18 protein-coding genes are annotated in these 22,672 nt (G+C 69.5%); 17 read left to right on the forward strand and 1 reads right to left on the reverse strand.

What is annotated here, in order from left to right; all coding sequences use genetic code 11:
- Positions 1-182: 182 nt before the first annotated feature.
- Both TFU_RS05780 and TFU_RS05785 read left to right on the forward strand, forming a co-directional pair.
- Positions 183-2,099, forward strand: coding sequence for an ABC transporter ATP-binding protein (locus TFU_RS05780; protein ID WP_011291604.1), 1,917 nt, complete (start codon positions 183-185; stop codon positions 2,097-2,099).
- Complete coding sequence (locus TFU_RS05785; RefSeq protein WP_011291605.1) at positions 2,096-3,940, forward strand: ABC transporter ATP-binding protein; 1,845 nt, start codon at positions 2,096-2,098, stop codon at positions 3,938-3,940. The genes TFU_RS05780 and TFU_RS05785 overlap by 4 nt, the downstream gene beginning before the upstream one ends.
- 23 nt (positions 3,941-3,963) lie before the next feature.
- Here TFU_RS05785 and TFU_RS05790 read toward each other — a convergent pair whose 3' ends face one another.
- Complete coding sequence (locus TFU_RS05790; RefSeq protein WP_016188513.1) at positions 3,964-4,950, reverse strand: hypothetical protein; 987 nt, start codon at positions 4,948-4,950, stop codon at positions 3,964-3,966.
- 121 nt (positions 4,951-5,071) lie between these two features.
- Between TFU_RS05790 and hisI the strand changes: the two genes are divergently transcribed.
- From hisI to gltB, 15 genes are all read left to right on the forward strand, one after another.
- Entirely contained in the window at positions 5,072-5,422 is a 351-nt protein-coding gene (hisI, locus tag TFU_RS05795; RefSeq protein ID WP_011291606.1) for a phosphoribosyl-AMP cyclohydrolase, read from the forward strand.
- Positions 5,419-6,030, forward strand: a complete 612-nt coding sequence (locus TFU_RS05800) for a Trp biosynthesis-associated membrane protein (protein WP_011291607.1) — start codon at positions 5,419-5,421, stop codon at positions 6,028-6,030. Before hisI ends, TFU_RS05800 begins: the two co-directional genes overlap by 4 nt.
- Positions 6,030-6,317 (forward strand): HGxxPAAW family protein, encoded by a 288-nt coding sequence (locus tag TFU_RS05805; protein ID WP_011291608.1) that lies wholly within the window; start codon positions 6,030-6,032, stop codon positions 6,315-6,317. Before TFU_RS05800 ends, TFU_RS05805 begins: the two co-directional genes overlap by 1 nt.
- 220 nt (positions 6,318-6,537) lie before the next feature.
- Positions 6,538-6,903, forward strand: a complete 366-nt coding sequence (locus tag TFU_RS05810) for a CD225/dispanin family protein (protein WP_016188516.1) — start codon at positions 6,538-6,540, stop codon at positions 6,901-6,903.
- A 7-nt stretch (positions 6,904-6,910) separates the two neighbouring features.
- On the forward strand, positions 6,911-7,375 hold the full coding sequence (locus TFU_RS05815; RefSeq protein WP_011291610.1) for a DUF2752 domain-containing protein: 465 nt from the start codon (positions 6,911-6,913) through the stop codon (positions 7,373-7,375).
- Between the two features lie 202 nt (positions 7,376-7,577).
- Positions 7,578-8,384: an indole-3-glycerol phosphate synthase TrpC gene (trpC, locus tag TFU_RS05820; protein WP_011291611.1), complete on the forward strand. Its 807-nt coding sequence runs from the start codon at positions 7,578-7,580 to the stop codon at positions 8,382-8,384.
- A 353-nt stretch (positions 8,385-8,737) separates the two neighbouring features.
- Positions 8,738-9,976: a tryptophan synthase subunit beta gene (gene trpB, locus TFU_RS05825; RefSeq protein WP_011291612.1), complete on the forward strand. Its 1,239-nt coding sequence runs from the start codon at positions 8,738-8,740 to the stop codon at positions 9,974-9,976.
- Entirely contained in the window at positions 9,973-10,785 is an 813-nt protein-coding gene (gene trpA / locus TFU_RS05830) for a tryptophan synthase subunit alpha (RefSeq protein ID WP_011291613.1), read from the forward strand. The genes trpB and trpA overlap by 4 nt, the downstream gene beginning before the upstream one ends.
- A 198-nt stretch (positions 10,786-10,983) precedes the next feature.
- Positions 10,984-11,559, forward strand: coding sequence for a MauE/DoxX family redox-associated membrane protein (locus TFU_RS05835; RefSeq protein ID WP_011291614.1), 576 nt, complete (start codon positions 10,984-10,986; stop codon positions 11,557-11,559).
- A gap of 111 nt (positions 11,560-11,670) precedes the next feature.
- Positions 11,671-12,684 (forward strand): DsbA family protein, encoded by a 1,014-nt coding sequence (locus TFU_RS05840; RefSeq protein ID WP_011291615.1) that lies wholly within the window; start codon positions 11,671-11,673, stop codon positions 12,682-12,684.
- 15 nt (positions 12,685-12,699) lie between these two features.
- Positions 12,700-13,770: a prolipoprotein diacylglyceryl transferase gene (lgt, locus tag TFU_RS05845; protein WP_011291616.1), complete on the forward strand. Its 1,071-nt coding sequence runs from the start codon at positions 12,700-12,702 to the stop codon at positions 13,768-13,770.
- A gap of 48 nt (positions 13,771-13,818) precedes the next feature.
- Complete coding sequence (locus tag TFU_RS05850; protein ID WP_011291617.1) at positions 13,819-14,967, forward strand: hypothetical protein; 1,149 nt, start codon at positions 13,819-13,821, stop codon at positions 14,965-14,967.
- An 82-nt stretch (positions 14,968-15,049) separates the two neighbouring features.
- Complete coding sequence (locus TFU_RS05855; RefSeq protein WP_011291618.1) at positions 15,050-16,042, forward strand: hypothetical protein; 993 nt, start codon at positions 15,050-15,052, stop codon at positions 16,040-16,042.
- A gap of 11 nt (positions 16,043-16,053) precedes the next feature.
- Positions 16,054-17,712 (forward strand): bis-aminopropyl spermidine synthase family protein, encoded by a 1,659-nt coding sequence (locus TFU_RS05860; protein WP_011291619.1) that lies wholly within the window; start codon positions 16,054-16,056, stop codon positions 17,710-17,712.
- Between the two features lie 390 nt (positions 17,713-18,102).
- Entirely contained in the window at positions 18,103-22,665 is a 4,563-nt protein-coding gene (gene gltB, locus TFU_RS05865; protein ID WP_011291620.1) for a glutamate synthase large subunit, read from the forward strand.
- The last annotated feature ends 7 nt before the right edge of the window (positions 22,666-22,672 follow it).

A 22,672-nucleotide genomic window follows, 5' to 3' on the forward strand; every position in this document is an offset into this window, starting at 1 on the left:
GGGGAGCGGGGCAGTCCCGGCAGGAGCGGCACGGCCAGCCCAAGCCCTCGGACTGGAATAAGTTCGGCAATCCCCGGCGCTGAACCTGACCGGTGCACCCTGACGGTCCGGTAGGTACGGTGAGGAACCGTTGCGCCTGCCAGGGGAGCACTGCACACCACGACAACACAACGGGGGGATGAATGGCGCAGGGGCCAGCCGCAGCGAAGCCCGACGTCAGCTCTCGAGTCTTCACCGAGGGGATGCGCATCCTGTGGATCGCCATCCGCACGGAACCGTGGGTCTTCAGTGCCGCCGTGGCCGGTGCAGTCCTCTACGCGGTCGCCGCTGTCGCCTCAGCCTCCGTCCTCGGCGCCGTCGCCGAACAGGTCATCCTGCCCGCCATCATGGAGCAGCGCACCACCGTGGCCGCGGTCGCCACCGCGTCCGCGGTCGTGTTCGCGGTCGGCTTCCTCAAAGCCCTCGGACTGGGGGCGCGCCGCTTCTACGCCGGGCTCATGCAGTACCGCATGCAGGCGCGCTACCGGCGCGCGGTCGCCCGCCGGTACCTGGAACTCCCGCTGGCCTGGCACCAGCGGCACCCCGCAGGGCAGCTCCTGTCCAACGCCAACGCCGACGTTGAAGCGACCTGGCAGCCGCTTGCCCCGCTCCCCATGGCCGTGGGCAGCACCGCCATGCTGGTGATCGCCGCGGGGGCGATGCTCGCCACCGACCTCGTGCTCGCCCTGGTGGGCTTCGTCGTCTTCCCGCTCCTCGCCATCGCCAACCTCGTCTTCCAGCGCCGCGTGTCCCCCGCAGCCACCCACGCGCAAGCCCTGCGCTCCCAGGTGAGCGAGGTCGCCCACGAGTCCTTCGACGGCGCACTCGTCGTCAAGACCCTGGGACGCGAAGACATGGAGACGGAACGGTTCACCCGGGCCGCGGAACGCCTCCGCGACGCCCAGATCCGCGTGGGCCGGATGCGGGCCGCATTCGACCCGCTGCTGGAGGCACTGCCCAACCTGGGCGTGCTCGTGGTGCTGCTCATCGGGTTGATCCGCTTGCAGCGGGGCGACGTCACCGCAGGCGACATCGTCCAGATCGCCTACCTGTTCACCCTGCTGTCGCTCCCGATCCGCTCCCTGGGCTGGCTGCTCGGGGACCTGCCCCGCAGCGTGGTGGGCTGGCGGCGGGTCAGCGCAGTGCTCAACGCGCAAGGAGGCACCGACTACGGCAAGGAACGGCTGCACGGCGAGGGCGGCCTGGCGGTAAGCGTCCGCAACCTCAGCTTCTCCTACGCCGACACCTCCCCCGCCGACCTCGGCCGGGACACCCTGGAAGGCGGACGCGGCCTGGACGCGACCGGAAACGAAGAAACACCACGCATCACCGTGCTGCGCGACGTCACCCTGGACCTGGCGCCGGGGAAGGTGACCGCCCTGGTCGGCCCCACCGGGTCCGGGAAGTCCACCCTCACCATGTTGCTGGCCCGCCTCGTCGACCCCGACCACGGCGACGTCCTGGTGAACGGGGTGGACGCCCGCCGCTACGCCCCCGGGGAACTCGCCTGCGCTATCGCGCTCGTGCCGCAGACGACGTTCATCTTCGACGACACTGTCCGCGACAACATCACCCTGGGCTTGGACGTCGACGACACCGAAGTCTGGCAGGCCCTGCGCCTCGCCCACGCCGACTCTTTCGTGGCGGCCCTGCCCCGAGGGCTCGACACGCGGCTGGGGGAGCGCGGCACCAGCCTGTCCGGCGGGCAGCGGCAGCGCCTCGCCCTGGCCCGCTCCCTGGTGCGCCGACCCCGACTGCTCATCCTGGACGACGCGACCTCCGCGGTCGACCCCCAGGTCGAAGCCCGGATTCTCGGCGGGCTACGGGAAGCCGACCTGGCGGGAGCCACCGTCGTGGTCGTGGCCTACCGCCGGGCCACTATCGAACTCGCCGACGAAGTCGTCTACCTCGAACAAGGCACAGTCCGCGACCGGGGCACCCACGAAGAGCTGCTGGCCCGCTCCCCCGGATACCGCCGTCTCGTCACCGCCTACGAGCAGGCTGCCCAACGGCGCGCTGCCGCCGCGTCCCGATCCGCCGACCAGGAGGCTGTCCGATGAGCGCCCCGACCCGTACCCGGACTTCCCCCGCCCAGGCCCCCGCGGAGGCTTCCACGCCTGCGCCCACCGCGCCCGCCCTGCACCGGTCTACCGAGTCAGCGTGGGCCACTCTGCGCCGCGGGGTCGCCCTGTCCCCCGAATTCACTCGCGGCCTGCCGGTGACCGTGGCCCTCGCCGTGGTGGCGACCCTCGGCAAAGTGATCGTGCCGCTCGCCGTCCAGCAGATCATCGACAACGGGCTGCTCGCCGAAGGCGGACCCGACATCGGCTTCGTGGTGGCCACGGTCGCGCTCTGCACAGCCCTGGTCGTCGTCACCGCGCTGTGCTCCTACCTGATGAACGCGCGCCTCTACCAGTCCACCGAATCCGGGCTGGCCACGCTGCGCCGCACAGCGTTCCGCCACGTGCACGACCTGTCGGTGCTCACCCAGAACAGTGAACGCAAAGGCGCCCTGGTCTCCCGCGTCACCAGCGACGTCGACCAGATCAGCACCTTCATGCAGTGGGGCGGCATCCTGCTCATCGTCAGCACCGGCCAGTTGGCGATCGCCACCGTGCTCATGGCCGTGTACTCCTGGCAGTTGACCCTGCTGGTGTGGGTGTGCTTCCTGCCCCTGCTTTTCGGGGTGCGCTGGCTGCAGCGGCTGCTCTCCAAGGCCTACCTGAAAGTCCGGGAACGCACGGGGGAGATGCTCGGCGTCATCGGGGAGACCGTGGTGGGCGCCGCGGTGATCCGCGCCTACGGCACTGAGGAGCGCACGGCGCGGCGCATCGACCGGACCGTACTGGCCACCCGCAACGCCCAAGTCAAAGCCCAGCGCCTCTCCATGGCGGTCTCCCCGCTGGCCGAGCTCGTCTCCGCGTTCACCTACGCGGTCGTCATCGCGGTCGGTATCTGGCTGGGGGTCATCGGCTCGCTCACCGCGGGACAGCTCGTGGCCTTCCTGTTCCTCATCAACCTGTTCGTCGCCCCCATGACGATGGCCACCGAGATCTTCAACGAAGCCCAGAACGCGATCGCGGGCTGGCGACGGGTCCTGGGGGTCCTCGACACCGAACCCGACATCGCGGATCCGGGAGCCTCCGGCACCCCCCTGCCGCACGGCCCGATCTCCATCCGCTTCGACCACGTCAACTACGCCTACCCCGGCGGCCCCCGCGTGCTCGACGACATCACCGTGGAGATCGCCCCGGGCAGCCGTGTCGCCGTGGTCGGGGAGACCGGTTCCGGCAAGACCACCTTCGTCAAACTCCTTACCCGGCTCATGGACCCGGACGAAGGCAAGATCCTGCTCAACGGGGTGAACCTGCGCGAAGTGGCGTTCTCCTCGCTGCGCTCCCGCGTGGTGCTGGTCCCCCAGGAAGGGTTCCTGTTCGACAGCACTCTGGCCGACAACATCCGCTTCGCTCGGCCTGAGGCCACCGACGAGCAGATCACCGAGGCGATCACCCAGTTGGGGCTCAGCGAATGGCTGGCGGGCCTACCGCACGGCCTGGCCACGCCCGTGGGGCAGCGCGGCGAGTCCCTGTCCGCGGGGGAGCGGCAGCTCGTTGCCTTGATCCGGGCCTACATTGCCGACCCCGATCTGCTCATCCTGGACGAGGCCACCTCGGCGGTCGACCCGGCCACGGAGGTCCGCATCCAGCACGCCCTGGACCTCCTCACCCGGGGCCGCACTTCGGTGGCGATCGCGCACCGGCTGTCCACCGCGGAGGCCGCCGACGAAGTGCTGGTCTTCGACCGCGGCCGGATCGTCCAGCGCGGCACCCACGCCGAACTGGTCGCCCGTCCCGGCGTGTACGCGGACTTGCACGCCTCCTGGGTGCGCAGCTCCGCGTGAGCAGCCTGCGGTCCGCGGTTGGATCAGGCGTCGCGCTCCCGCCACCAGTGCAGGGCGAGCAGTTCGCTGACCAGCGGGTCCACGAGGAGGCGCACGTCTGGATCCTGCTCGCCCGGGTAGCGCAGGCTCATCGCCGCCCCCGGCACGTCGCCCCCTACGGCGGCGAAGACGCCGCGCAGCGCAGTCAGGTGGGCGGCGAACCGCTCGTCGAACCGCGACCCGGTGAACAGCAGGGCACGGTAGTCCTGGAGCGCAGCCAGGTAGCGGTCGACGTGCGACCATTCCCCGGTCTCGCAGGCGTGCGCCACCAGGACCGGGCCGCGCCGCAGCGTCAACGCGCCGAACTGGGCAGCAGGCAGCAGTTCCGCGGGCGCCACCAGGGCGGTGCCCGCAGGCCCGTGCAGCGTCTGAGCCAGGGCGGGCACCCAGTGGGGGGAGCGCTCCCACAGGTCGGTGATCGAGTTCGCGGCACGGCGCAGGGTCGCCGCCGGGTCAGCCACCCCGGGAGTGGACGCGCCCAGCCGGGCCGCCAGCACCAGCAGCAGCGCCACCGCCTGCTGGTAGGCCAGGACCTCGAGTTCCCGCGCGGTATCCCCGGCCATGAGGGGCGCCACAATATCGGCGTAGCGGGCCTCCGGAGCCTCCGGGGACTCGGCGAGCACGATCACCGGGCTGGAGCCCGCATAGTGCTCCAGCGACTCGCACAGCTCCCGCCGCCCGCTGCCCAGTGCCACCGCGACCACCAGCGTGTCCGGACCGCCCGGGGGAAGCTGGGCCCGGGTCGCTGATTCCGCGAACGCTCCCAGGCCGGCGCGGCGCAGCCGCATGCCCGCGGCCTGGCACGCGTAGTAGCCCGCCCCCACCCCCAGCAGCACGACCGCGGCAGGCTCGTCGTCCAACAGGGACGGCAGCGCCGTGTACGGGTCGTTTCGGGCCAGGTGGTCGGCCAGCCGGTGCAAAGCCGCGGCTTTAGCGGACAGGTCGGTCGCGAGTTGGTCGACGGTTACCAAGGCTCCTCCTCGACGGTGCGCGCGGTGGCGGGAAGCCGCCCGCACGTCGCGGTGCGTTTCCCGCCCCAGATAAGCACAGCCCGGTCCGGGAACGCGATCCCGCAGCCGTAGGCTTGCAGGTATGAGCGGTAGCCCTCCCCAACTGGACCCCGAAATCGCAGCACGTCTCAAACGCACCCCTGACGGACTCGTCCCCGCCATCGTGCAGCAGTACGACACCGGGGAGGTCCTCATGCTCGCCTGGATGGACGACGAAGCGCTGCGCCGCACGCTCACCACCCGGGCCGCCACCTACTGGTCGCGCAGCCGAGGCGAGTACTGGGTCAAAGGCGCGACGTCGGGAAACACCCAGCGGGTCGTCTCGGTGTCCCTCGACTGCGACGGCGACACCCTGCTCGTCAAAGTCGACCAGACCGGCGGGGCCTGCCACACCGGGGACCGCACCTGTTTCGACGCGGACCGGCTGCTGTGAGCAACAGCACTCCTCGCCCGGTCCGCCGCGAGTACCTGGCCGCGCTTGCCCTGCTCGCGCTGGGCGCAGTCGCGCTGCTCGCCGCTGCCCCGCAGGTGTGGGCTGCGGTCCGCATCGACCTGGCCGAGGACCTCGCCCCCGTCACCGTGGAACTGTCCGCCGCCGAGCTCGCCCCGGTCTCTTCCGCGCTGGGCTGGACCGCGCTCGCCGCGCTCGCGGCGGTGGTAGCGACCAGGGGAGCGGCACGGCGAGCCGTGGGGGCCCTGGTCGTGCTGCTGGGGGTCGGTGCCGGCACCGCTGTTGTGCTGGGAATACGCCCCGCGGCGCTGGCGGCTGCCGCGGAGCAGGCCACCACCGTGGAGGGGACACTGGGCGACCCCGCTGTGGCATGGCAGTGGCCTGTCCTGGCGGGCGCAGGCGCGGTACTGCTGTGCGTCGCAGGGGTGCTGACCCTGGTCAGGGGTACTGCATGGCCGGTCATGAGCAGTCGGTACGATCGCCACAGCGCCCCCCGCGCGACCCGTACCGGTGCTCCCGCAGATTTGTGGCGGTCGCTCGACAGCGGCGCGGATCCCACCGATGAGAACGCTGAACCTAAGGAGCGTTGATGGCCGAACACCATGACGACCACGGCAACACCGTTGCCGGCTGGTTCCTCACCATCTCGTGGATCGTCGTCTGGCTTGCATCCGCGGTTGCGATCATCGCTGGTCTGAACTTCCTCACCTGCACCCTGGTCGGGTTGGGCGCCAGCGTGGTGTGTGCTGTCGTGGCCGGTGTGATGAAGAAAGCGGGACTGGGTCGCAAGGCGCCCCGCCCTCGCCCGATGACCCGCGAAGAGTACGAGGCGAAGCTCGCCCAGCAGACCAAGAACAGCGAGAAAGCAACGGTGTGACCGCCCGGTCTCCGGGACTTGTTCCGGGGACCGGAGCAACCGGATGGTGAGGGCCGCTGCTCCCGCTGCCAGACCAAGCCAGGCATAGCGCGCAAAAATCTGGCATTATTCGGTCGTTCGTGTGCATCCGGGGCAGTAGGTTCAACCGTGACACCCGTTGGATCCTCTCCCTGGATTGCGACGCGTCCTGAAGAAACGCAATTACGGAAAGACACGAACGATGAGCTACGGTCCTCCGCCCGGTCCGCCCCCCGGTGGCTTCACCCCGCCCCCCGGCTACCCCAGCGGGGGTCAGCCTGCCGCGCAGCCGCCCAAGAACTACCTGTGGATGAACATCCTGGGCATCCTCGGCTGCACGGTCATCGGCATCATCGGCCTGGTCTTCTCGCTTCAAGTCAACAAGAAGTGGGAGATGGGTGACTACGCCGGAGCCGAGAGTGCGTCCAGCACCGCCAAGATCCTGGGGATCATCGGCGTGATCGGCTTCGCCATCGGGATCGTCATGCTGCTGCTCAGCATCATCTTCACGGTCATGCTGGGCGCCGCCGTCACCAGCGATCCCTCCTACCCCTACACCACTCCCTGACGACACCATGGTCGAGCCGTCGATACCAGAGAGACGGCGCCGCCTGCATCCTGCGGCGGCGCCGCTCGCTCTCGGCGTTCTCGGCCTCCTCGGCGCGGTCGTCGTGCACGTCGTCGACCCCAACGTGCCGGGGCGCTATCCCGTCTGCCCGTGGCTGACGGTCACCGGAACCTACTGCCCGGGCTGCGGGACCACCCGGGCGCTGCACGCGCTCACCTACTTCGACATTGTCGGCGCCGCGCAGATGAACCTCCTGCTGCTGGCCGTACTGCCGTTCCTCGCGTTCGCCTACGTGCGCTGGGTGTACCGGTCCTTCCGCCCGCCGCCCACGCCTCCCGCACCGCCCGCGCCGCTCCATCCGTTCTGGACGTGGGCCCTGCCCGGAGCCATCCTCGTCTTCTGGGTGGTGCGCAACCTCCCCTTCGCGACCTTCCTCGCCCCCGGCGGGGTCCCCGCGCCGATCCTGTCGTAACCGGGTCCCGAGCACTACTGTCGGAGCGGCAGCCGCGGGCCGCCACCGAAACAGCGGAAAACCGTCCGTCTGCCCGCGGAAAACCGCAAAGAGCGGTACCGGTGTCCGAAAGAGTCCTGGGATGGATACGATCGGGACATACGGCGGGAGTGAGCGCTCTCGCTCCCAGTGACCCAGTCGACAGCAGAAGGGGCCCCCTTACGTGAGCGTGCTCGACGAGATCATCGACGGAGTGCGCGCGGACCTCGCGGAACGCCAGGCCGCCGTGCCCTTGGATAAGCTCAAAGAGCAGGCCGCGGCCCTACCGTGGCCCAAGGACGTGGTGGCGGCGCTACGCGCTCCCGGAGTCCAGGTCATCGCCGAGGTGAAGCGCTCCAGCCCTTCCAAGGGCGCTCTCGCCGCGATCGCTGACCCCGCCGCGCTGGCACGCGACTACGCCGCGGGCGGCGCCTGCATGATCAGCGTCCTGACCGAGCAGCGCCGTTTTGCCGGCAGCCTGGCCGACCTGGCGGCGGTCCGCGCCGCTGTGGACACGCCGCTGCTGCGCAAGGACTTCGTGGTCAGCTCCTACCAGTTGTGGGAGGCGCGGGTCTACGGTGCGGACGCGGTCCTCCTCATCGTGGCTGCGCTGTCCCAGGACGCCCTGGTCTCCCTGGTGGAGCGGGCCGAATCCCTCGGGTTGACTCCGCTCGTCGAAGTGCACACCGAAGAAGAGGTCGAACGTGCCTTGGACGCCGGAGCCACGGTGATCGGTGTCAACGCCCGGGACCTGAAGACCTTGAAGGTCGACCGCGGCACTTTTGCCCGGTTGGCTCCGCTGATCCCCGACGACAAGATCAAGATCGCCGAGTCGGGGGTGCGCGGACCCCACGACCTGCTCGCCTACGCGAGCGCGGGAGCCGACGCCGTCCTGGTGGGGGAGAGCCTGGTCATCGGACGCAAACCCCGCGAGGCCGTTGCCGACCTGGTCACGGCAGGTGCCCACCCCGCGCTGCGGGACCGGCACTGACCGCCGCCCACGGACCCTCTCCGTGCGCCCTGCGGACCGCCGCGGTCCGGCACGGGCGCCGGAGAGCCCATGCCCGGTGGTTGGCGGAGCGTCCCTGACGCGCTACCCGCGGCGGGGACGTTTCCCGGCATACTGTCGGTAGGCGCGGCGTGATCCGCAGCGCCGTTCCGGGAGCGATACGCGTCGAGGAACCGGCGAGGCGCGCGACGACCGCTCCCCGGTCCACCCGACCCGCAGGGCGACCGCGGACGTCCCACACAGCCCCACTGCTCTGTCCGGCTGGCGGAAGCGGGTTCTGCCGCGACCGACCGTCCACCCGATGCCGTGCCCCCGCCAGGGCACCTGGAGACCTGATGACAACCAACAACACACTTCCCGTGCCTCCCTACCTGGGTGAGGGCGGGCACTATGGCCGGTTCGGCGGCCGGTTCAGCCCAGAGGCCCTGGTCGCCGCGCTCGACGAGGTCGCCGTGGCCTGGGAGAAAGCGAAGAACGACCCGGACTTCCAGGCGGAACTGCAGCGTCTCCTCACCGAGTACACGGGCCGCCCCAGCCCGCTCACCGAAGCCCACAACTTCCGCGAGCACTGCAACGGGGCCCGGATCCTGCTCAAACGTGAAGACCTCAACCACACGGGCTCGCACAAGATCAACAACGTGCTCGGCCAGGCGCTGCTCACCAAGCGCATGGGCAAGACCCGGGTGATCGCCGAGACCGGGGCCGGGCAGCACGGCGTGGCCACCGCCACCGCGTGCGCGCTGCTCGGACTGGAATGCGTGATCTACATGGGCGAGGAAGACACACGCCGGCAAGCCCTCAACGTCGCCCGCATGCGCATGCTCGGCGCCGAAGTCATCCCGGTCACCGTGGGCAGCCGGACCCTCAAAGACGCGGTCAACGAGGCCTTCCGGGACTGGGTGACGAACGTCGAGACCACCCACTACCTGCTGGGGACGGTCGCCGGACCGCACCCGTTCCCGTCCATGGTCCGCGACCTGCACTACATCATCGGCGCAGAAGCGCGCCAGCAGGTCCTGGACCGCACCGGGGCCCTCCCGGACGCGGTCGCCGCCTGTGTCGGCGGCGGCTCCAACGCCATCGGGATCTTCGCGGCGTTCATCCCCGACGAGTCCGTGCGGCTGTACGGGTTCGAAGCGGGCGGCGACGGCTTGGACACGGGACGCCACGCCGCTTCCATCACCGGCGGAAGCGTCGGCGTCTTCCAAGGCGCCCGCACCTTCGTCCTGCAGGACGAATACGGACAGACCGTGCCCAGCCACTCCATTTCCGCCGGGCTCGACTATCCCGCGGTCGGCCCCGAGCACGCCTGGCTGGCCGAGAGCGGACGCGCCACCTACGCTCCGATCACGGATGCGGAAGCCATGGAAGCGTTCCGCCTGCTGTGCCGCACCGAAGGCATCATCCCGGCGATTGAAAGCGCGCACGCGCTCGCCGGGGCCCGGAAGATCGGAGCCGAACTGGGACCGGACGCCACCATCCTGGTCAACGTGTCGGGCCGCGGCGACAAGGACATGACGACCGCCGCCACCTACTTCGGGCTGCTCGACGACGAGGGGAAGCAGGACCGATGACCGTGTTGCGCCGCAAACTCGCCGAAGCCAAAGCAGAAGGGCGAGCCGCACTGGTCGGCTACTACCCGGCCGGTTTCCCCGACGTCGCGTCCTCCATCCGGGTCGTCCAAGCCATGGTGGCGGGCGGCTGCGACGTGATCGAAGTAGGGTTCCCCTACTCCGACCCCACCATGGACGGCCCCGTGATCCAGCAGGCCGCTGACCGGGCGCTCGCCGCGGGCACCACCCCTAAGGACGTGCTCGCCGTGGTGCGCGCCGTCGCCGACGCCGGGGCCGCGGCCCTCGTCATGTCCTACTGGAACCCCATCGAAAAGTACGGGGTGGACGCGTTCGCCGCCGACCTGGCCGCCGCCGGAGGGTCGGGACTCATCACCCCGGACCTGATCCCCGAAGAAGCCGAGCCGTGGATCAAGGCCAGCGACGCCGCGGGGATCGACCGGATCTTCCTGGTCGCCCCGTCCTCCACCGACGAGCGGCTCGCCAAGACCTGCGCGGCGTCCCGCGGATTCGTCTACGCCGCCTCGCTGATGGGGGTGACGGGGACCCGCGACAAGGTGGCCGCGACCGCGCGGAGGCTCGTGGAACGCACCCGCGCCGTCACCCGAGACAGCGGACTGCCTATCTGCGTCGGACTCGGGATTTCCAACGGTGCCCAAGCCGCCGAAGTCGCTTCCTACGCCGACGGGGTCATTGTCGGCACCGGCTTCTGCCAGCGGGTTCTGGACGCGCCCGACGTGGACACCGCATGCCAGCAGGTCCGCGACTTCGCCGCGGAACTCGCGGCGGGGGTGCGTGCGGCCGCTCGGTGAGAATCTGGTGAGATTTCTCCGCCACAGCCCTCCGGCACATGCCGGAGGGCTAATGTGCGTGTGCAGAGACGCCGCACCAAGACTCTGAGTTTTTGTGACTCTCTCAATACAGAGAGTAGTAGTCTCTTGTCGTTCCCGCGGCGTCCCCTAGCCAGGCGCACCGCGCCCACACACCCAACCACCACGTTCAGGAGAGGCATGTCGACCGGCACCGAGGAGAACGCCCTCAGCGGCGGAGCGGACAGCATCCGAGACGAGGCGCCACCGGCGGAGCCAGCCGCCACCTCCCGGTGGGCGGCAGTCCAGCCATGGCTGAGCCTGATCGTGCGCGTAGCCCTGGCCGGAATCCTGGGATACGCCGGATACACCAAAGTGATCGTGCCCGCGCTCTCCGTCGAGTCGGTAGCCGCCTATGAGCTTTTCGGAGAGACCCTCAACCAGCTCATCGGCTACACCCTGCCCCTGTTCGAACTCGCCCTGGCCCTGCTCCTGCTCGCCGGGCTGGCGACCAGGGTCACAGGGATCATCTCCGCCCTGCTCATGGCAGTCTTCATCGCGGGCATCGCCTCGGCCTGGGCCCGCGGCCTCACCATCGACTGCGGCTGCTTCGGCACCGGAGGCGTGGTCGACGCCGACGAGACCACCTACGCGCTGGACATCGCGCGTGACCTCGGCTTCATGGCGTTGGGACTGTTCCTCGCGATCTGGCCGCGTTCCCGGTACTCCCTGGACGGGGCCCTTGGCCTCTACTCGTCCTCAGACGAAGAACGGTAAAAATCCACCAATTCTGCCGGCGGGCTGCCCGCACGGCACAGCGACACGGACGGCGGTCACGCCCCGCTCCGGTCAACACTAGGGTTCCAGCAAGAGAATGGTGATCGGCTGATGAGCAAGGAGTCGCGGCGCACCAACCGCGAGCGCCTCAGGCAGGAGCGCATCAAGCAGAAAAAGCGGGCCAAACGCAACAGACTCCTGGCCACCATCGGTGCGGCGGTTGCCGTGATCGCCCTCGTCGTGGGCGGTGGCTACCTGATCGTGCAGGCGTCCAACGGGACCTCCGCGGAGGAGTACACGGGCACTCTCGCTCCCCAAACCCTCCAAGAGGACGGCAGCGTCGTCATGGCACTCGACGGTGTCGCCGCACCCGTCGTCGAGGTCTACGCCGACTACCAGTGCTCCCACTGCGCCCGGTTCGAAATGATCAACGGGGACACCCTCAAAGAACTGGCCGCGCAAGGGGAAGCGATCGTCCACTATCGACCGGTGAGCATCTTCGCGGACGCGGGCGACCCCGCGGGAGCGAACTCGCTGCGCGCGGCCGCCGCAGCCCGGGCCGCCGCCGAACACGGCAAGTTCGTCGAATACAGCGACATCCTCTTCGACAACCAGCCCAGCACCCGCCAGCAGGGCTACGCCGTCGACGACCTGATCGCCTGGGGAGAAGAAGTCGGCATCACCGATCCCGCCTTCGCGGAGCGCGTGCGTTCCGAAAGCGAGATCGTGGAGGAGTTCGTCACGAACTACTACCCTGAACTGTCGACCAAGGCGCGGGCTGAGATCCCCGAGGACCAGCTCCGCACCATGCGGCTGAACGACCTCATCGAATGGGGGGAGGACAACGGCGTGGACTCCTCGTTCATGGACGGCAGCCACGTCCGGTCCGTGCTCGACGCCACCGCCGCGGTCAACGCCAAATATTCTGAGGGGGCCAACGCGTTCGGCGGCACCCCGTCCATCTACATCAACGGGACGCTCCTGGGCAACGAAACCTACTCCGCGACCGACTTCCGCGAGGCGGTCCTGGCCGCACCCCCCGGCCAAGTCGACACCCGTCCGGCAGCGGAGGAGGACACCGATGCAACGCCCTCGGAGCCGCCGTCTCCCTCCCCACCGGCCTAAGGAAAACCCGAAGTTATGACGAGTCCGTTGAGCACTACCGCGGGCGCGGCCGAGCTGGGCCGCGCCCTTGCGGCTATTCCCAGTCCCGGTATGAACGCCATCGAACTGGGACCCTTGAAGATCCACTTCTACGCGCTGTGCATCCTGACCGGGGTCATCGCAGCGGTCTACTGGAGTGAACGCCGCTGGAAAGCCCTGGGCGGCCGCCCCGGGACCATCCTGGACCTGGCGGTACCCGCGGTGCTTCTCGGACTCATCGGCGGGCGCCTCTACCACGTCATCACCGACTACGACCTGTACTTCGCACCGGGGAAAGACCCCATGGGCGCCCTCTACATCTGGAACGGGGGACTGGGCATCTGGGGGGCGATCCCGCTGGGCGCGCTCGGCGTGTGGTGGGTGGCCCACCGCCGCGGCCTGTCGCTGTCGCAACTGTCGTTCGCTATCGCCCCGACTATCCCGCTCGCCCAAGCGTTCGGACGCTGGGGCAACTACTTCAACCAGGAGCTGTTCGGCGCCCCCACCGACCTGCCGTGGGCACTGCACGTGACCCCCTACGACAACGGTGCCCTGCGCCCCGGCATGGTCCCCGGCGCGGAGACCTACCACCCCACGTTCCTCTACGAGTCCCTGTGGTGCCTCGCCCTCGCCGGGCTCCTGGCCTGGCTGGGCCGCCGCTACACTGAACAGCTCCGCGGCGGACGGCTGTTCGCGCTCTACGTCATGGGCTACTGTGTGGGACGGTTCTGGATTGAATACCTGCGGGTCGACCCCACCCATGAGATCCTCGGCCTGCGCCTCAACAACTGGACCGCCCTGGTCGTCTTCCTCGGCGCCCTCGCCTACTTCGTGTGGGCCGGACAGCGTCTCGACACCTTCTCTTCGCGGGTCGTGCCCGAAGGCGAAGACGAAGGCACGCAGATGATCGCGGCCGAGACCGAGGAAGAGGAACCCGACACTGTCCTGAGCACCGAGACCCCGGAGAAGGAAGAGGAGCCCGTATCCTCGCGTTCTTCACTGTCAGGGCAGAGCACCGAGACCACGCCGCCCGAATCCACCACCCGGGAAGACGAGCCACGGGACTGACACACAAGGTTTTCCCCCTCGCCGTTCACGGCGAGGGGCCCGCACCCCTTGGATGAGTACGTGAAGCTGGACAAAGCCGAACCCACCGGGCGTCGCGCCCGCTCTCGTTCGGGATCCCAGCCCACCACTGGGTACCGCCAGGACGAGTACTACGACGACTTCCCCGAAACCGACCACCGGTCGAGCGGAGCCCACCAGGGATCCCGCAAAGGCCGCCGCTCCACTGGGCGGATCACCAACAAGGTGAACGGCCGCGGCCGCAGAAGCGCGAAAGCCGGCCGCGGCGGAGCCGCGGAACGCGGCAGGACCGCCGCGGACAGTCCGCGCCGCGCCAGCCGCACCCGCAAACCGAAGGCAGTCGACCGTGTCTCCCGGTTCTCCGCTTCCGCGCTCCGTAAAGTCACCGTGCTCGGCGACCGGCCCGAACAGGTCGTCTACACCCTGGCCGAGCAGAGCCGCCAAAAACACGGCACTTATGTGCTCATCACCCTGCTGGTCCTAGCGGTCATCTCCCTGCTCGCGCTGCTGGCCGCCCTGGTCATGCAAGTGCTCAATCCGGAGGCCGCGGCCAACCGGACCCCCGCACCCATCGTCCAACCGCCCGCCGGGCACAGCACGCTGCGCCCGGAACTGTTCCACGCCCAAGGCCAGCAGGACATCTTCGACCCGATCGCGGAACGCGACCCCAACGCGGAACCGCTCACCGAAGAGCAGATCTTCGGCCCAGTCCAGGAGCTGTCGCTCAACGGGATGGAACTCACCCTGCGCGAATCCGAGGTGACCGACACGTGTACCGCGGTGGTGTGGGGTGAAGAACTCGCCCAGACCCTGTCCACCGGCTCCTGCACTTCCGCGGCCCGCGGCGTCTACCTGGACAGCGACGACGAGTACGTGGCGCAGTTCACGCTCTTCGACCTGGCGGACGCGGAAGCCGCCACCGCCACCCTGGAAAGCCTGGACTCGGACCGCAGCCCCGGCTTCGTGCTGCCCATGAAGGACGACATCAAGGGACTGCACACCGGCTACAGCCAGGCCACCGCCCAGGCCATGGGTCACTATGTCGCGGTGTTCTGGGTGGCCCGGGCCGACGGCGGCGAACCCTCCGGGGACGACTCCATGGCCACGCTCAACGTCGCCGCCATGGACGCTGCCCTCGTCGTCTACGAACAGGTCCGCGACGCCAAGGAAGAGGAGTGATCCTGCCGGCACCCCGCCGGAGAGTCCTCTATCCTTCCCTACAGCCCTCCCGAAACCGTTCCGTTCAGCGAAGAGGTCACAGGTGTCAGCTACCGAGTCGCCCGTGTCCGGCGCCCCTGGCCGACGCAGGAAACCCCCGGCCCCCGCCCCCCAGGACCACGCTGGGCGGAGTCGGGGAACCCGCCGCCGCAAAGGCGGGCGACGCGCGAACCGACGCTCCCCCCTCATCCCGATCCTCGTCGGTGCGCTCATCATCGCGGTGATCGCGCTGGTCGTGACCGTGGTCCTCCAGTTCACCGGATCGAGTGACTCGCAGACCATCCAAGCCATGCCCTCCCGCTACCAGGTCTACGAGTCGGGGCAGGCCAACGAGCTCCTCGCCAACCGCGACGACGACCCGCGCCCCTTCACCGAACGCGACTTCTTCCGCGAGGGCGACACCGACATCAGCTCCCGGGAACTGACCTTCACCCTGCACGCCCAGGACATCACCGAGAACTGCACCGAAGCGGTGTGGGGTCCGCGGGCCGTGGCCGCGGTGGAAGGCGCTGACTGCTCCCAGGTGGTGCGCGCCGCCTACCTGTCCGACGACTACTTGGGCGTGGCCGCGGTCTTCAAACTCCGCGACATCGAGGCCTCCCGCGCGCTCGCCGACGGGCTTGCCCCCGCCGACGACGACCCGGAAGGCGGCGGCGGATTCCTCGTCCCGCCCACCACGGAAGAGCCGTTCACCCAGCTCGGCTCCGGCTACAGCTCGGCCGAAGCCACCGTCAACGGCCACTACCTGCTCGTGCTGTGGGTGCAGTCGAAGACCTCCACCTCCACTGAGGAGATCGAGGTGCTCCAGCAGCCGCTGGTCACGCTGAGCCGCTTCGACATGCCGATCTACCAGCGGATCAACGAACGCAAGAACTTCTTGGAAACCCAAGGCGAAGGCACTGGGGACGCCCAGGAGCAGGCCGAGGACACGGGGGCGGGCGAGGCGCCTGCCGGAGACGCCGGGATGGGCGAGGCGCCCGCCGGGGACACCGGGATGGGCGAGGCAGGCACCGGTCTAGCCGGGGAAACCGGGTAAGCCGCATCCCGATGAGCGACTCGACCACCCCGCACGCCCTGCTCGCCGCGCAGGGCGTGCACGCGGCCCGCGGCCACCTGGTCCTCGCCGCACTCTCCGACGGGCGCTGGTGGACCACCCGCGACCTGGTGCGCGCCACCGCGGTCGCCCACCGGGTCGTCGTGGACACGCTGGCCGCGGTCGACACGGAACTCGAACGCGACGGCGACCGGGTCCGGCTCCACGACCCGGCCCGGTACGCCCGCCTCGCGGACCGCCCCCGGCTCGCCGACCCGGTGGGCCACCTCGTCGACGCCTACTCCGACGTCGAAGCGGAACTCGGCAGACTGGTCGAAGCAGCGCCCCCGCCCCGCACCGACCTGGACCACGTGTCCGCCACGGCCCGCACCGCGCTCCGCCGCGCCCTGTTCCTCACCACCCGGTTCACCACCCACGGCGCCCGGCTGCTCTGCGTCGGCGACCACGACCTCACTTCGCTCGCGCTGACCCTGGTCGACCCGGACGCGGAAGCGATCGTGGTGGACATCGACGAGCGCATGCTCGACTACATCGACACCGCGGCGGCCCGGCTCGGTCGGAACGTCCGCTGCTACTTCGCTGACCTGCGGGTCGGCTTGCCGCCCGCGGTCCGCGGCAGCGCCGACCTGGTCTTCACCGACCCGCCCTACACACCGGAAGGGGTGGAACTGTTCGTCCGCCGCGGCTTGGAAGGCGCCGTGGATCCGAAGAACACGCGCATCCTCCTCGCCTACGGGGCCAGCGAAACCACCCCGGCGCTCGCCGCCCGCGTCCAGCAGCGCTTCACCCGCCTTCACCTGGCCATCGAAGCGCTCTGGCCGGACTTCAACCGCTACCTGGGGGCGGAAGCGATCGGTGCGGCAAGCGACCTGTACGTGCTGCGCGCCACCGCCCGCACCCCCGTGGGCCGGATGCGGGGGACCACGACACGGATCTACACCCAAGGGGCCCAGGCCCGCGAAGCCGCCGCACCCCTCACCACCGCGGATCTGGCCCGCATCTGGGGAGACACCCCGCCCGACGTCTGTGTGGGCGAATGGCCGACCCCGCTTCCCGACGGCGTGCGCTCCGTCTCCGTGGCCGCGTGGCTGGCCGAACCGAACCAGGTGCAGCGCGCCGCCGTGAACCTGACCGGCGGGGCCGACGCCCTCGTACCACGCGTGATTCTTGTCTCACCTGCCGTGGAGCTGGTCGTGGTAGTGGACTCGCACTCCTCCCACGTCCGGGATGCGGCCGGGCAGGAAGGACTGCGCCGCCTCCTGGGCCCCCACCGCCCGGTCCGCTTCCTGCGCGGCGTGCCCGACCCCCGGCGCACCGTCATCCGCGTCGGCGCAGCCTCCCGCCGTCCGGACGCCACCACTGATCCGGTCGACTGGCTCGCCTCCTACCTGCACGACCGCGCCCACGGCTCGGTCGCCTCCGTGCTGCGGCAAGGCCTCGTCCGGCTCGCCGCCCACACCCGCCGTCCCGTCAACAAAAAATGGGCGCGCACTCACGTGGCCGAGGCCCTGCCGTGGCTGGCCGGGCACACCCTGCTGGACCTGCCTGCACACCGGTTCTCTGCGCTCTACGACGCCCTCGACGGACTCGTCGCCGCCCTGCCGGCCCCGGAAGAACCCGCTCCTCTACCGACCCCGCCTGGTCACGAGTAGGCCACGGACCTTGTAGGCTTACTCCGCTCGATGAAATCTCTCCTCCGAGAGGTTTCCCGACACCGTCCGCGGGATACAACACGGCACGCTGCACCTGTCCCACAGGTCCCGCGGACCTCTGCCGGACCGACCCTTTCCAGGGCCCGCGGACTACCGCAGCACCGCCCAGGATGCGGTCCGCAGCCCGGAACCCTCGGGCTGTTCCACAACTGAATCCGCTGGTGGCACTGCCTCTCCCACCCTTCGGGCCCGACAGCACGCCCGGAGCGTCGAGCATCGCCGCATGACCCGGGAAAGCAGTACGCCGCCACGCAAACGCAGCAGGGCCAACGTCGTCCCTCTGCGCTTTCCGTTACACGAAGCACAGAGCAGAAGACGACAGGAGGGCCAATGGCTGCAGGCCACAACAGGCGTCCCACCGGTCAATCCCGCCCCCGCGCCACAGCTGAAGGGCTCTACGACAGCTCCTACGAACACGACTCCTGCGGTGTGGGTTTCGTCGCCGACCTGACGGGACGCCGCAGCCACGCCATTGTTGACCAGGCACTCACCGTCCTCCGTAACCTCGACCACCGCGGCGCTTCAGGAGCCGACCCCGACGACGGCGACGGGGTGGGCATCCTCACCCACATCCCCCACGAGCTCTACCGCGACGTCTGCGGTTTCCCGCTCCCCGACGCTGGGGCCTACGCCGCAGGAATCGCGTTCCTCCCCACCGACGAAGCCGCCCGCGCCGCCGCGGTCGCCACCATCAACCGCATCGCCGCAGAAGAACACCTCACCGTGCTCGGCTGGCGCGACCTGCCCGTCGACCCGCGGCACTGCGGACCGGTGGCCCGCGAAACCATGCCGTTCTTCGCGCAAGTGTTCCTCGCCGGCCGTCCCGGGACCCCCACCGAAGGGCTCACCGGGATCGACCTGGAACGCTACGCCTACTGCGTGCGCAAGCGCGCCGAACACGAAGCCGGCGTCTACTTCGCCAGCCTTTCGCCGCGCACCATCACCTACAAGGGCATGCTGACCACACCCCAGCTCAAGCCCTTCTTCCCTGACCTCGCCGACCCGCGGTACACGTCGGGGCTGGCGCTGGTGCACTCGCGGTTCTCCACCAACACCTTCCCGTCGTGGCCCTTGGCGCACCCTTTCCGCTACATCGCCCACAACGGGGAGATCAACACGGTCAAAGGCAACCGCAACTGGATGCGGGCCCGCGAAGCAACCCTCGCCAGCGACCTCATCCCCGGCGACCTCTCCCGGCTCTTCCCCATCGTCGACCCCGACGAGTCCGACACCGCGTCCTTCGACGCCGCTCTTGAACTGCTGCACTTGGGCGGACGGTCCCTGCCGCACGCGGTGCTCATGATGATCCCCGAGCCGTGGGAAAACCACACCGAAATGGACCCGGCGGTGCGGGCCTTCTACGAGTTCCACGCCATGCTCATGGAGCCGTGGGACGGACCGGCCTCGGTCACCTTCACGGACGGCACGGTCATCGGCGCGGTCCTGGACCGCAACGGCTTGCGCCCCGGCCGCTACTGGGTCACCGACGACGGGCTTGTCGTCATGGCCAGCGAAGTCGGAGTCCTCGACATCGACCCGGCGCGCATCGTCCGCAAAGGCCGGCTGCAGCCCGGGCGGATCTTCGTCGTCGACACCGCGCGCGGCCGCATCCTCGACGACGCGGAAGTCAAAGCGGAACTCGCCGCCGAACACCCCTACGCCGAGTGGCTCGCCGACAACGTGGTGCGCCTCGCCGACCTGCCCGCAGTCCCAGCGGAGCCCGTCGACGACCTCGTCCACCACCAGCGGGTCTTCGGCTACACCGAAGAAGAGCTGCGCCTGCTGCTCACGCCCATGGCCCGCACCGGCGCCGAAGCCGTCGGCTCCATGGGCACCGACACCCCGGTGGCGGTACTGTCCCACCGGCCCCGCCAGCTCTTCGACTACTTCACCCAGAACTTCGCCCAGGTCACGAACCCGCCGCTGGACGCGATCCGCGAAGAACTGGTCACCAGCCTCCGCACGGTGCTGGGCTCAGAGGAGAACGTGCTCTCCCCGGACCCCGAAGACTGCCGCCGGATCGTGCTGGACACCCCCGTCCTCCAGGAAGCCGAGCTCGCCGCCCTCCTGCGCGCCGGCAGCGTGGACGGCGACCCTGCTTTCCGCGCCCACATCGTCCGCGGCGTCTACCCCGCCTCCGGCGGTGGTAAAGCCCTGACCGCGCGCCTCGACGAGATCTGCGCGGAAGTGTCCCAGGCCATCGCGGACGGTGCGCACCTCATCGTGCTCAGCGACCGCGGCGCCGACGCCGACCACGCGCCTATCCCGTCACTGCTGCTCACCGGCACCGTCCACCACCATCTCGTGCGGGAGAAGACCCGCACCGAGGTCGGCCTCATCGTGGAATCCGGCGACGCCCGCGAATGCCACCACATCGCCCTGCTGCTGGGCTACGGCGCCTCCGCTGTCGTCCCCTACCTGGCTCTGGCCACGGTCCGCGACCTTGCCCGCAGCGGCGTCATCCCCGGCATCGACCCGGACACGGCCGCCCGCAACACGGTCAAAGCCTTCGGCAAAGGCCTGCTGAAGATCATGTCCAAGATGGGCGTGTCCACGGTCAGCTCCTACACGGGCGCGCAGATCTTCGAAGCCCTCGGCCTCGGCCAAGAGGTCATCGACCGGGCGTTCGCCGGCACGACGTCGCGGCTCGGCGGCATCGGCTTCGACGTGCTCGCGGAAGAAGTGCGCCGCCGCCACGCCGCCGCCTACGCGCCCAACCCTGCCGCGCACCGCCGGCTCCCAGTCGGCGGCGAATACCAGTGGCGCCGGGAAGGCGAACCGCACCTGTTCAACCCGGAGACCGTCGCGAAACTCCAGCACGCCACCCGGACCGGGAGCTACGACCTGTTCAAGGAGTACACCGCCAAAGTCGACCAGCAGGCCGAAACGCTCATGACCCTGCGCGGCCTGTTCACCCTCCGCGAAGGCGTGCGCTCGCCCGTGCCGCTCGACGAAGTCGAACCGGTCGAGTCGATCGTCGCACGCTTCTCCACCGGGGCCATGTCCTACGGCTCCATCTCCGCGGAAGCCCACGAAACCCTCGCCATCGCCATGAACCGGCTCGGCGGCAAATCCAACACCGGGGAAGGCGGCGAAGACCCGCGCCGCTTCACCCCGGACCCCAACGGGGACCTGCGGCGCAGCGCCATCAAACAGGTGGCGTCCGGCCGTTTCGGCGTCACCGCGCTCTACCTGACCAACGCCGACGACATCCAGATCAAGATGGCGCAGGGCGCTAAGCCGGGGGAGGGCGGCCAGCTGCCCGGCCACAAGGTCTACCCGTGGGTGGCGGAAACCCGGCACTCCACCCCCGGTGTCGGCCTGATCTCCCCGCCGCCGCACCACGACATCTACTCGATTGAGGACCTAGCCCAGCTCATTCACGACTTGAAGAACGCCAACCCGGCGGCGCGCATCCACGTCAAACTGGTCTCCGAAGCCGGGGTGGGCACGATCGCCGCGGGAGTGGCCAAAGCCCACGCGGACGTGGTCCTCATCTCCGGGCACGACGGCGGCACCGGGGCGTCCCCGCTCACCTCCATCAAGCACGCGGGCACCCCTTGGGAGCTCGGCCTCGCCGAAACCCAGCAGACCCTGCTGCGCAACGGGCTGCGCGACCGCATCGTCGTGCAGGTCGACGGCCAGCTCAAAACCGGTCGGGACGTGATCATCGCCGCCCTGCTGGGCGCGGAAGAGTTCGGGTTCGCCACCGCGCCGCTCGTCGTCTCCGGGTGCGTCATGATGCGGGTCTGCCACCTGGACACCTGCCCGGTAGGGGTGGCCACCCAAAACCCTGAACTGCGTAAACGCTTCAGCGGCAAGCCCGAGTATCTGGTGAACTTCTTCACGTTCATCGCCCAAGAGGTGCGCGAATACCTGGCCGCGCTCGGCTTCCGCAGCCTGGACGAGGCCATCGGGGCCGTGGAGCTCCTCGACGTGCGCGACGCTGTCGACCACTGGAAAGCGTCCGGGCTCGACCTGTCCCCGATCCTGCACCGGGTGGAGCCGCAGCCGCACGACCACCGCCGCCAGGTCCGCGCGCAAGACCACGGCCTGGACCGGGCCCTGGACCGCACCCTCATCCAACTGTCGGCGGGCGCACTGGAATACGGCGCCCCGCTCACCCTCGACCTGCCGATCCGCAACGTCAACCGGACTGTCGGCACCATGCTCGGCCACGAGGTCACCAAACGCTACGGCGCCAAAGGTCTGCCCGACAACACCATCGACATCACCTTCACCGGCTCCGCCGGCCAGTCGTTCGGCGCGTTCCTCCCCCGTGGGATCACGCTGCGCCTTGTCGGCGACGCCAACGACTACGTCGGCAAAGGCCTGTCCGGGGGACGGATCATCGTCCGCCCCGCGGACACCGCCCCGTTCGCCGCTGAAGAGAACATCATCGCCGGCAACGTCATCGCCTACGGCGCCACCTCCGGGGAACTGTTCCTCCGCGGCATCGTCGGAGAACGGTTCTGCGTCCGCAACTCGGGGGCGCTCGCCGTGGTCGAAGGGGTCGGCGACCACGGATGCGAGTACATGACCGGGGGCCGCGCCGTCATCCTCGGACCTACCGGACGCAACTTCGCGGCCGGCATGTCCGGCGGCATCGCCTACGTCCTCGACCTGGACGAGCGGCGTGTCAACACCGAGATGGTGGACATCGACCCGCTCGACGACGCCGACCGCGCCTTCCTGAAAGAGGTGCTCACCCGCCACCACGCCGAGACCGGCTCCCCGGTGGCGCAGCGCCTGCTTGCCGACTTCGCCACCGCGGTCACCCGCTTCGCCAAGATCATGCCGCGCGACTACAAGCGCGTCCTGGCTGCCGTAGCCGAAGCCGAACGTGACGGACGTGACGCGGCCGAAGCCATCATGGCCGCCGCCCAGTCCTGACATCTCA

The sequence above is a fragment of the Thermobifida fusca YX genome (assembly GCF_000012405.1).
Taxonomy (GTDB): Bacteria; Actinomycetota; Actinomycetes; order Streptosporangiales; family Streptosporangiaceae; genus Thermobifida; species Thermobifida fusca.

What these genes read in the sequence shown, in the direction of transcription:
- TFU_RS05780 (WP_011291604.1), top strand. Translation starts at nt 183, where the DNA reads ATGGCGCAGGGGCCAGCCGCAGCGAAGCCCGACGTCAGCTCTCGAGTC.
- TFU_RS05785 (WP_011291605.1), top strand. Translation starts at nt 2,096, where the DNA reads ATGAGCGCCCCGACCCGTACCCGGACTTCCCCCGCCCAGGCCCCCGCG.
- hisI (WP_011291606.1), top strand. Translation starts at nt 5,072, where the DNA reads ATGAGCGGTAGCCCTCCCCAACTGGACCCCGAAATCGCAGCACGTCTC.
- TFU_RS05805 (WP_011291608.1), top strand. Translation starts at nt 6,030, where the DNA reads ATGGCCGAACACCATGACGACCACGGCAACACCGTTGCCGGCTGGTTC.
- TFU_RS05810 (WP_016188516.1), top strand. Translation starts at nt 6,538, where the DNA reads ATGAGCTACGGTCCTCCGCCCGGTCCGCCCCCCGGTGGCTTCACCCCG.
- TFU_RS05815 (WP_011291610.1), top strand. Translation starts at nt 6,911, where the DNA reads ATGGTCGAGCCGTCGATACCAGAGAGACGGCGCCGCCTGCATCCTGCG.
- trpB (WP_011291612.1), top strand. Translation starts at nt 8,738, where the DNA reads ATGACAACCAACAACACACTTCCCGTGCCTCCCTACCTGGGTGAGGGC.
- trpA (WP_011291613.1), top strand. Translation starts at nt 9,973, where the DNA reads ATGACCGTGTTGCGCCGCAAACTCGCCGAAGCCAAAGCAGAAGGGCGA.
- TFU_RS05835 (WP_011291614.1), top strand. Translation starts at nt 10,984, where the DNA reads ATGTCGACCGGCACCGAGGAGAACGCCCTCAGCGGCGGAGCGGACAGC.
- TFU_RS05840 (WP_011291615.1), top strand. Translation starts at nt 11,671, where the DNA reads ATGAGCAAGGAGTCGCGGCGCACCAACCGCGAGCGCCTCAGGCAGGAG.
- lgt (WP_011291616.1), top strand. Translation starts at nt 12,700, where the DNA reads ATGACGAGTCCGTTGAGCACTACCGCGGGCGCGGCCGAGCTGGGCCGC.
- TFU_RS05860 (WP_011291619.1), top strand. Translation starts at nt 16,054, where the DNA reads ATGAGCGACTCGACCACCCCGCACGCCCTGCTCGCCGCGCAGGGCGTG.
- gltB (WP_011291620.1), top strand. Translation starts at nt 18,103, where the DNA reads ATGGCTGCAGGCCACAACAGGCGTCCCACCGGTCAATCCCGCCCCCGC.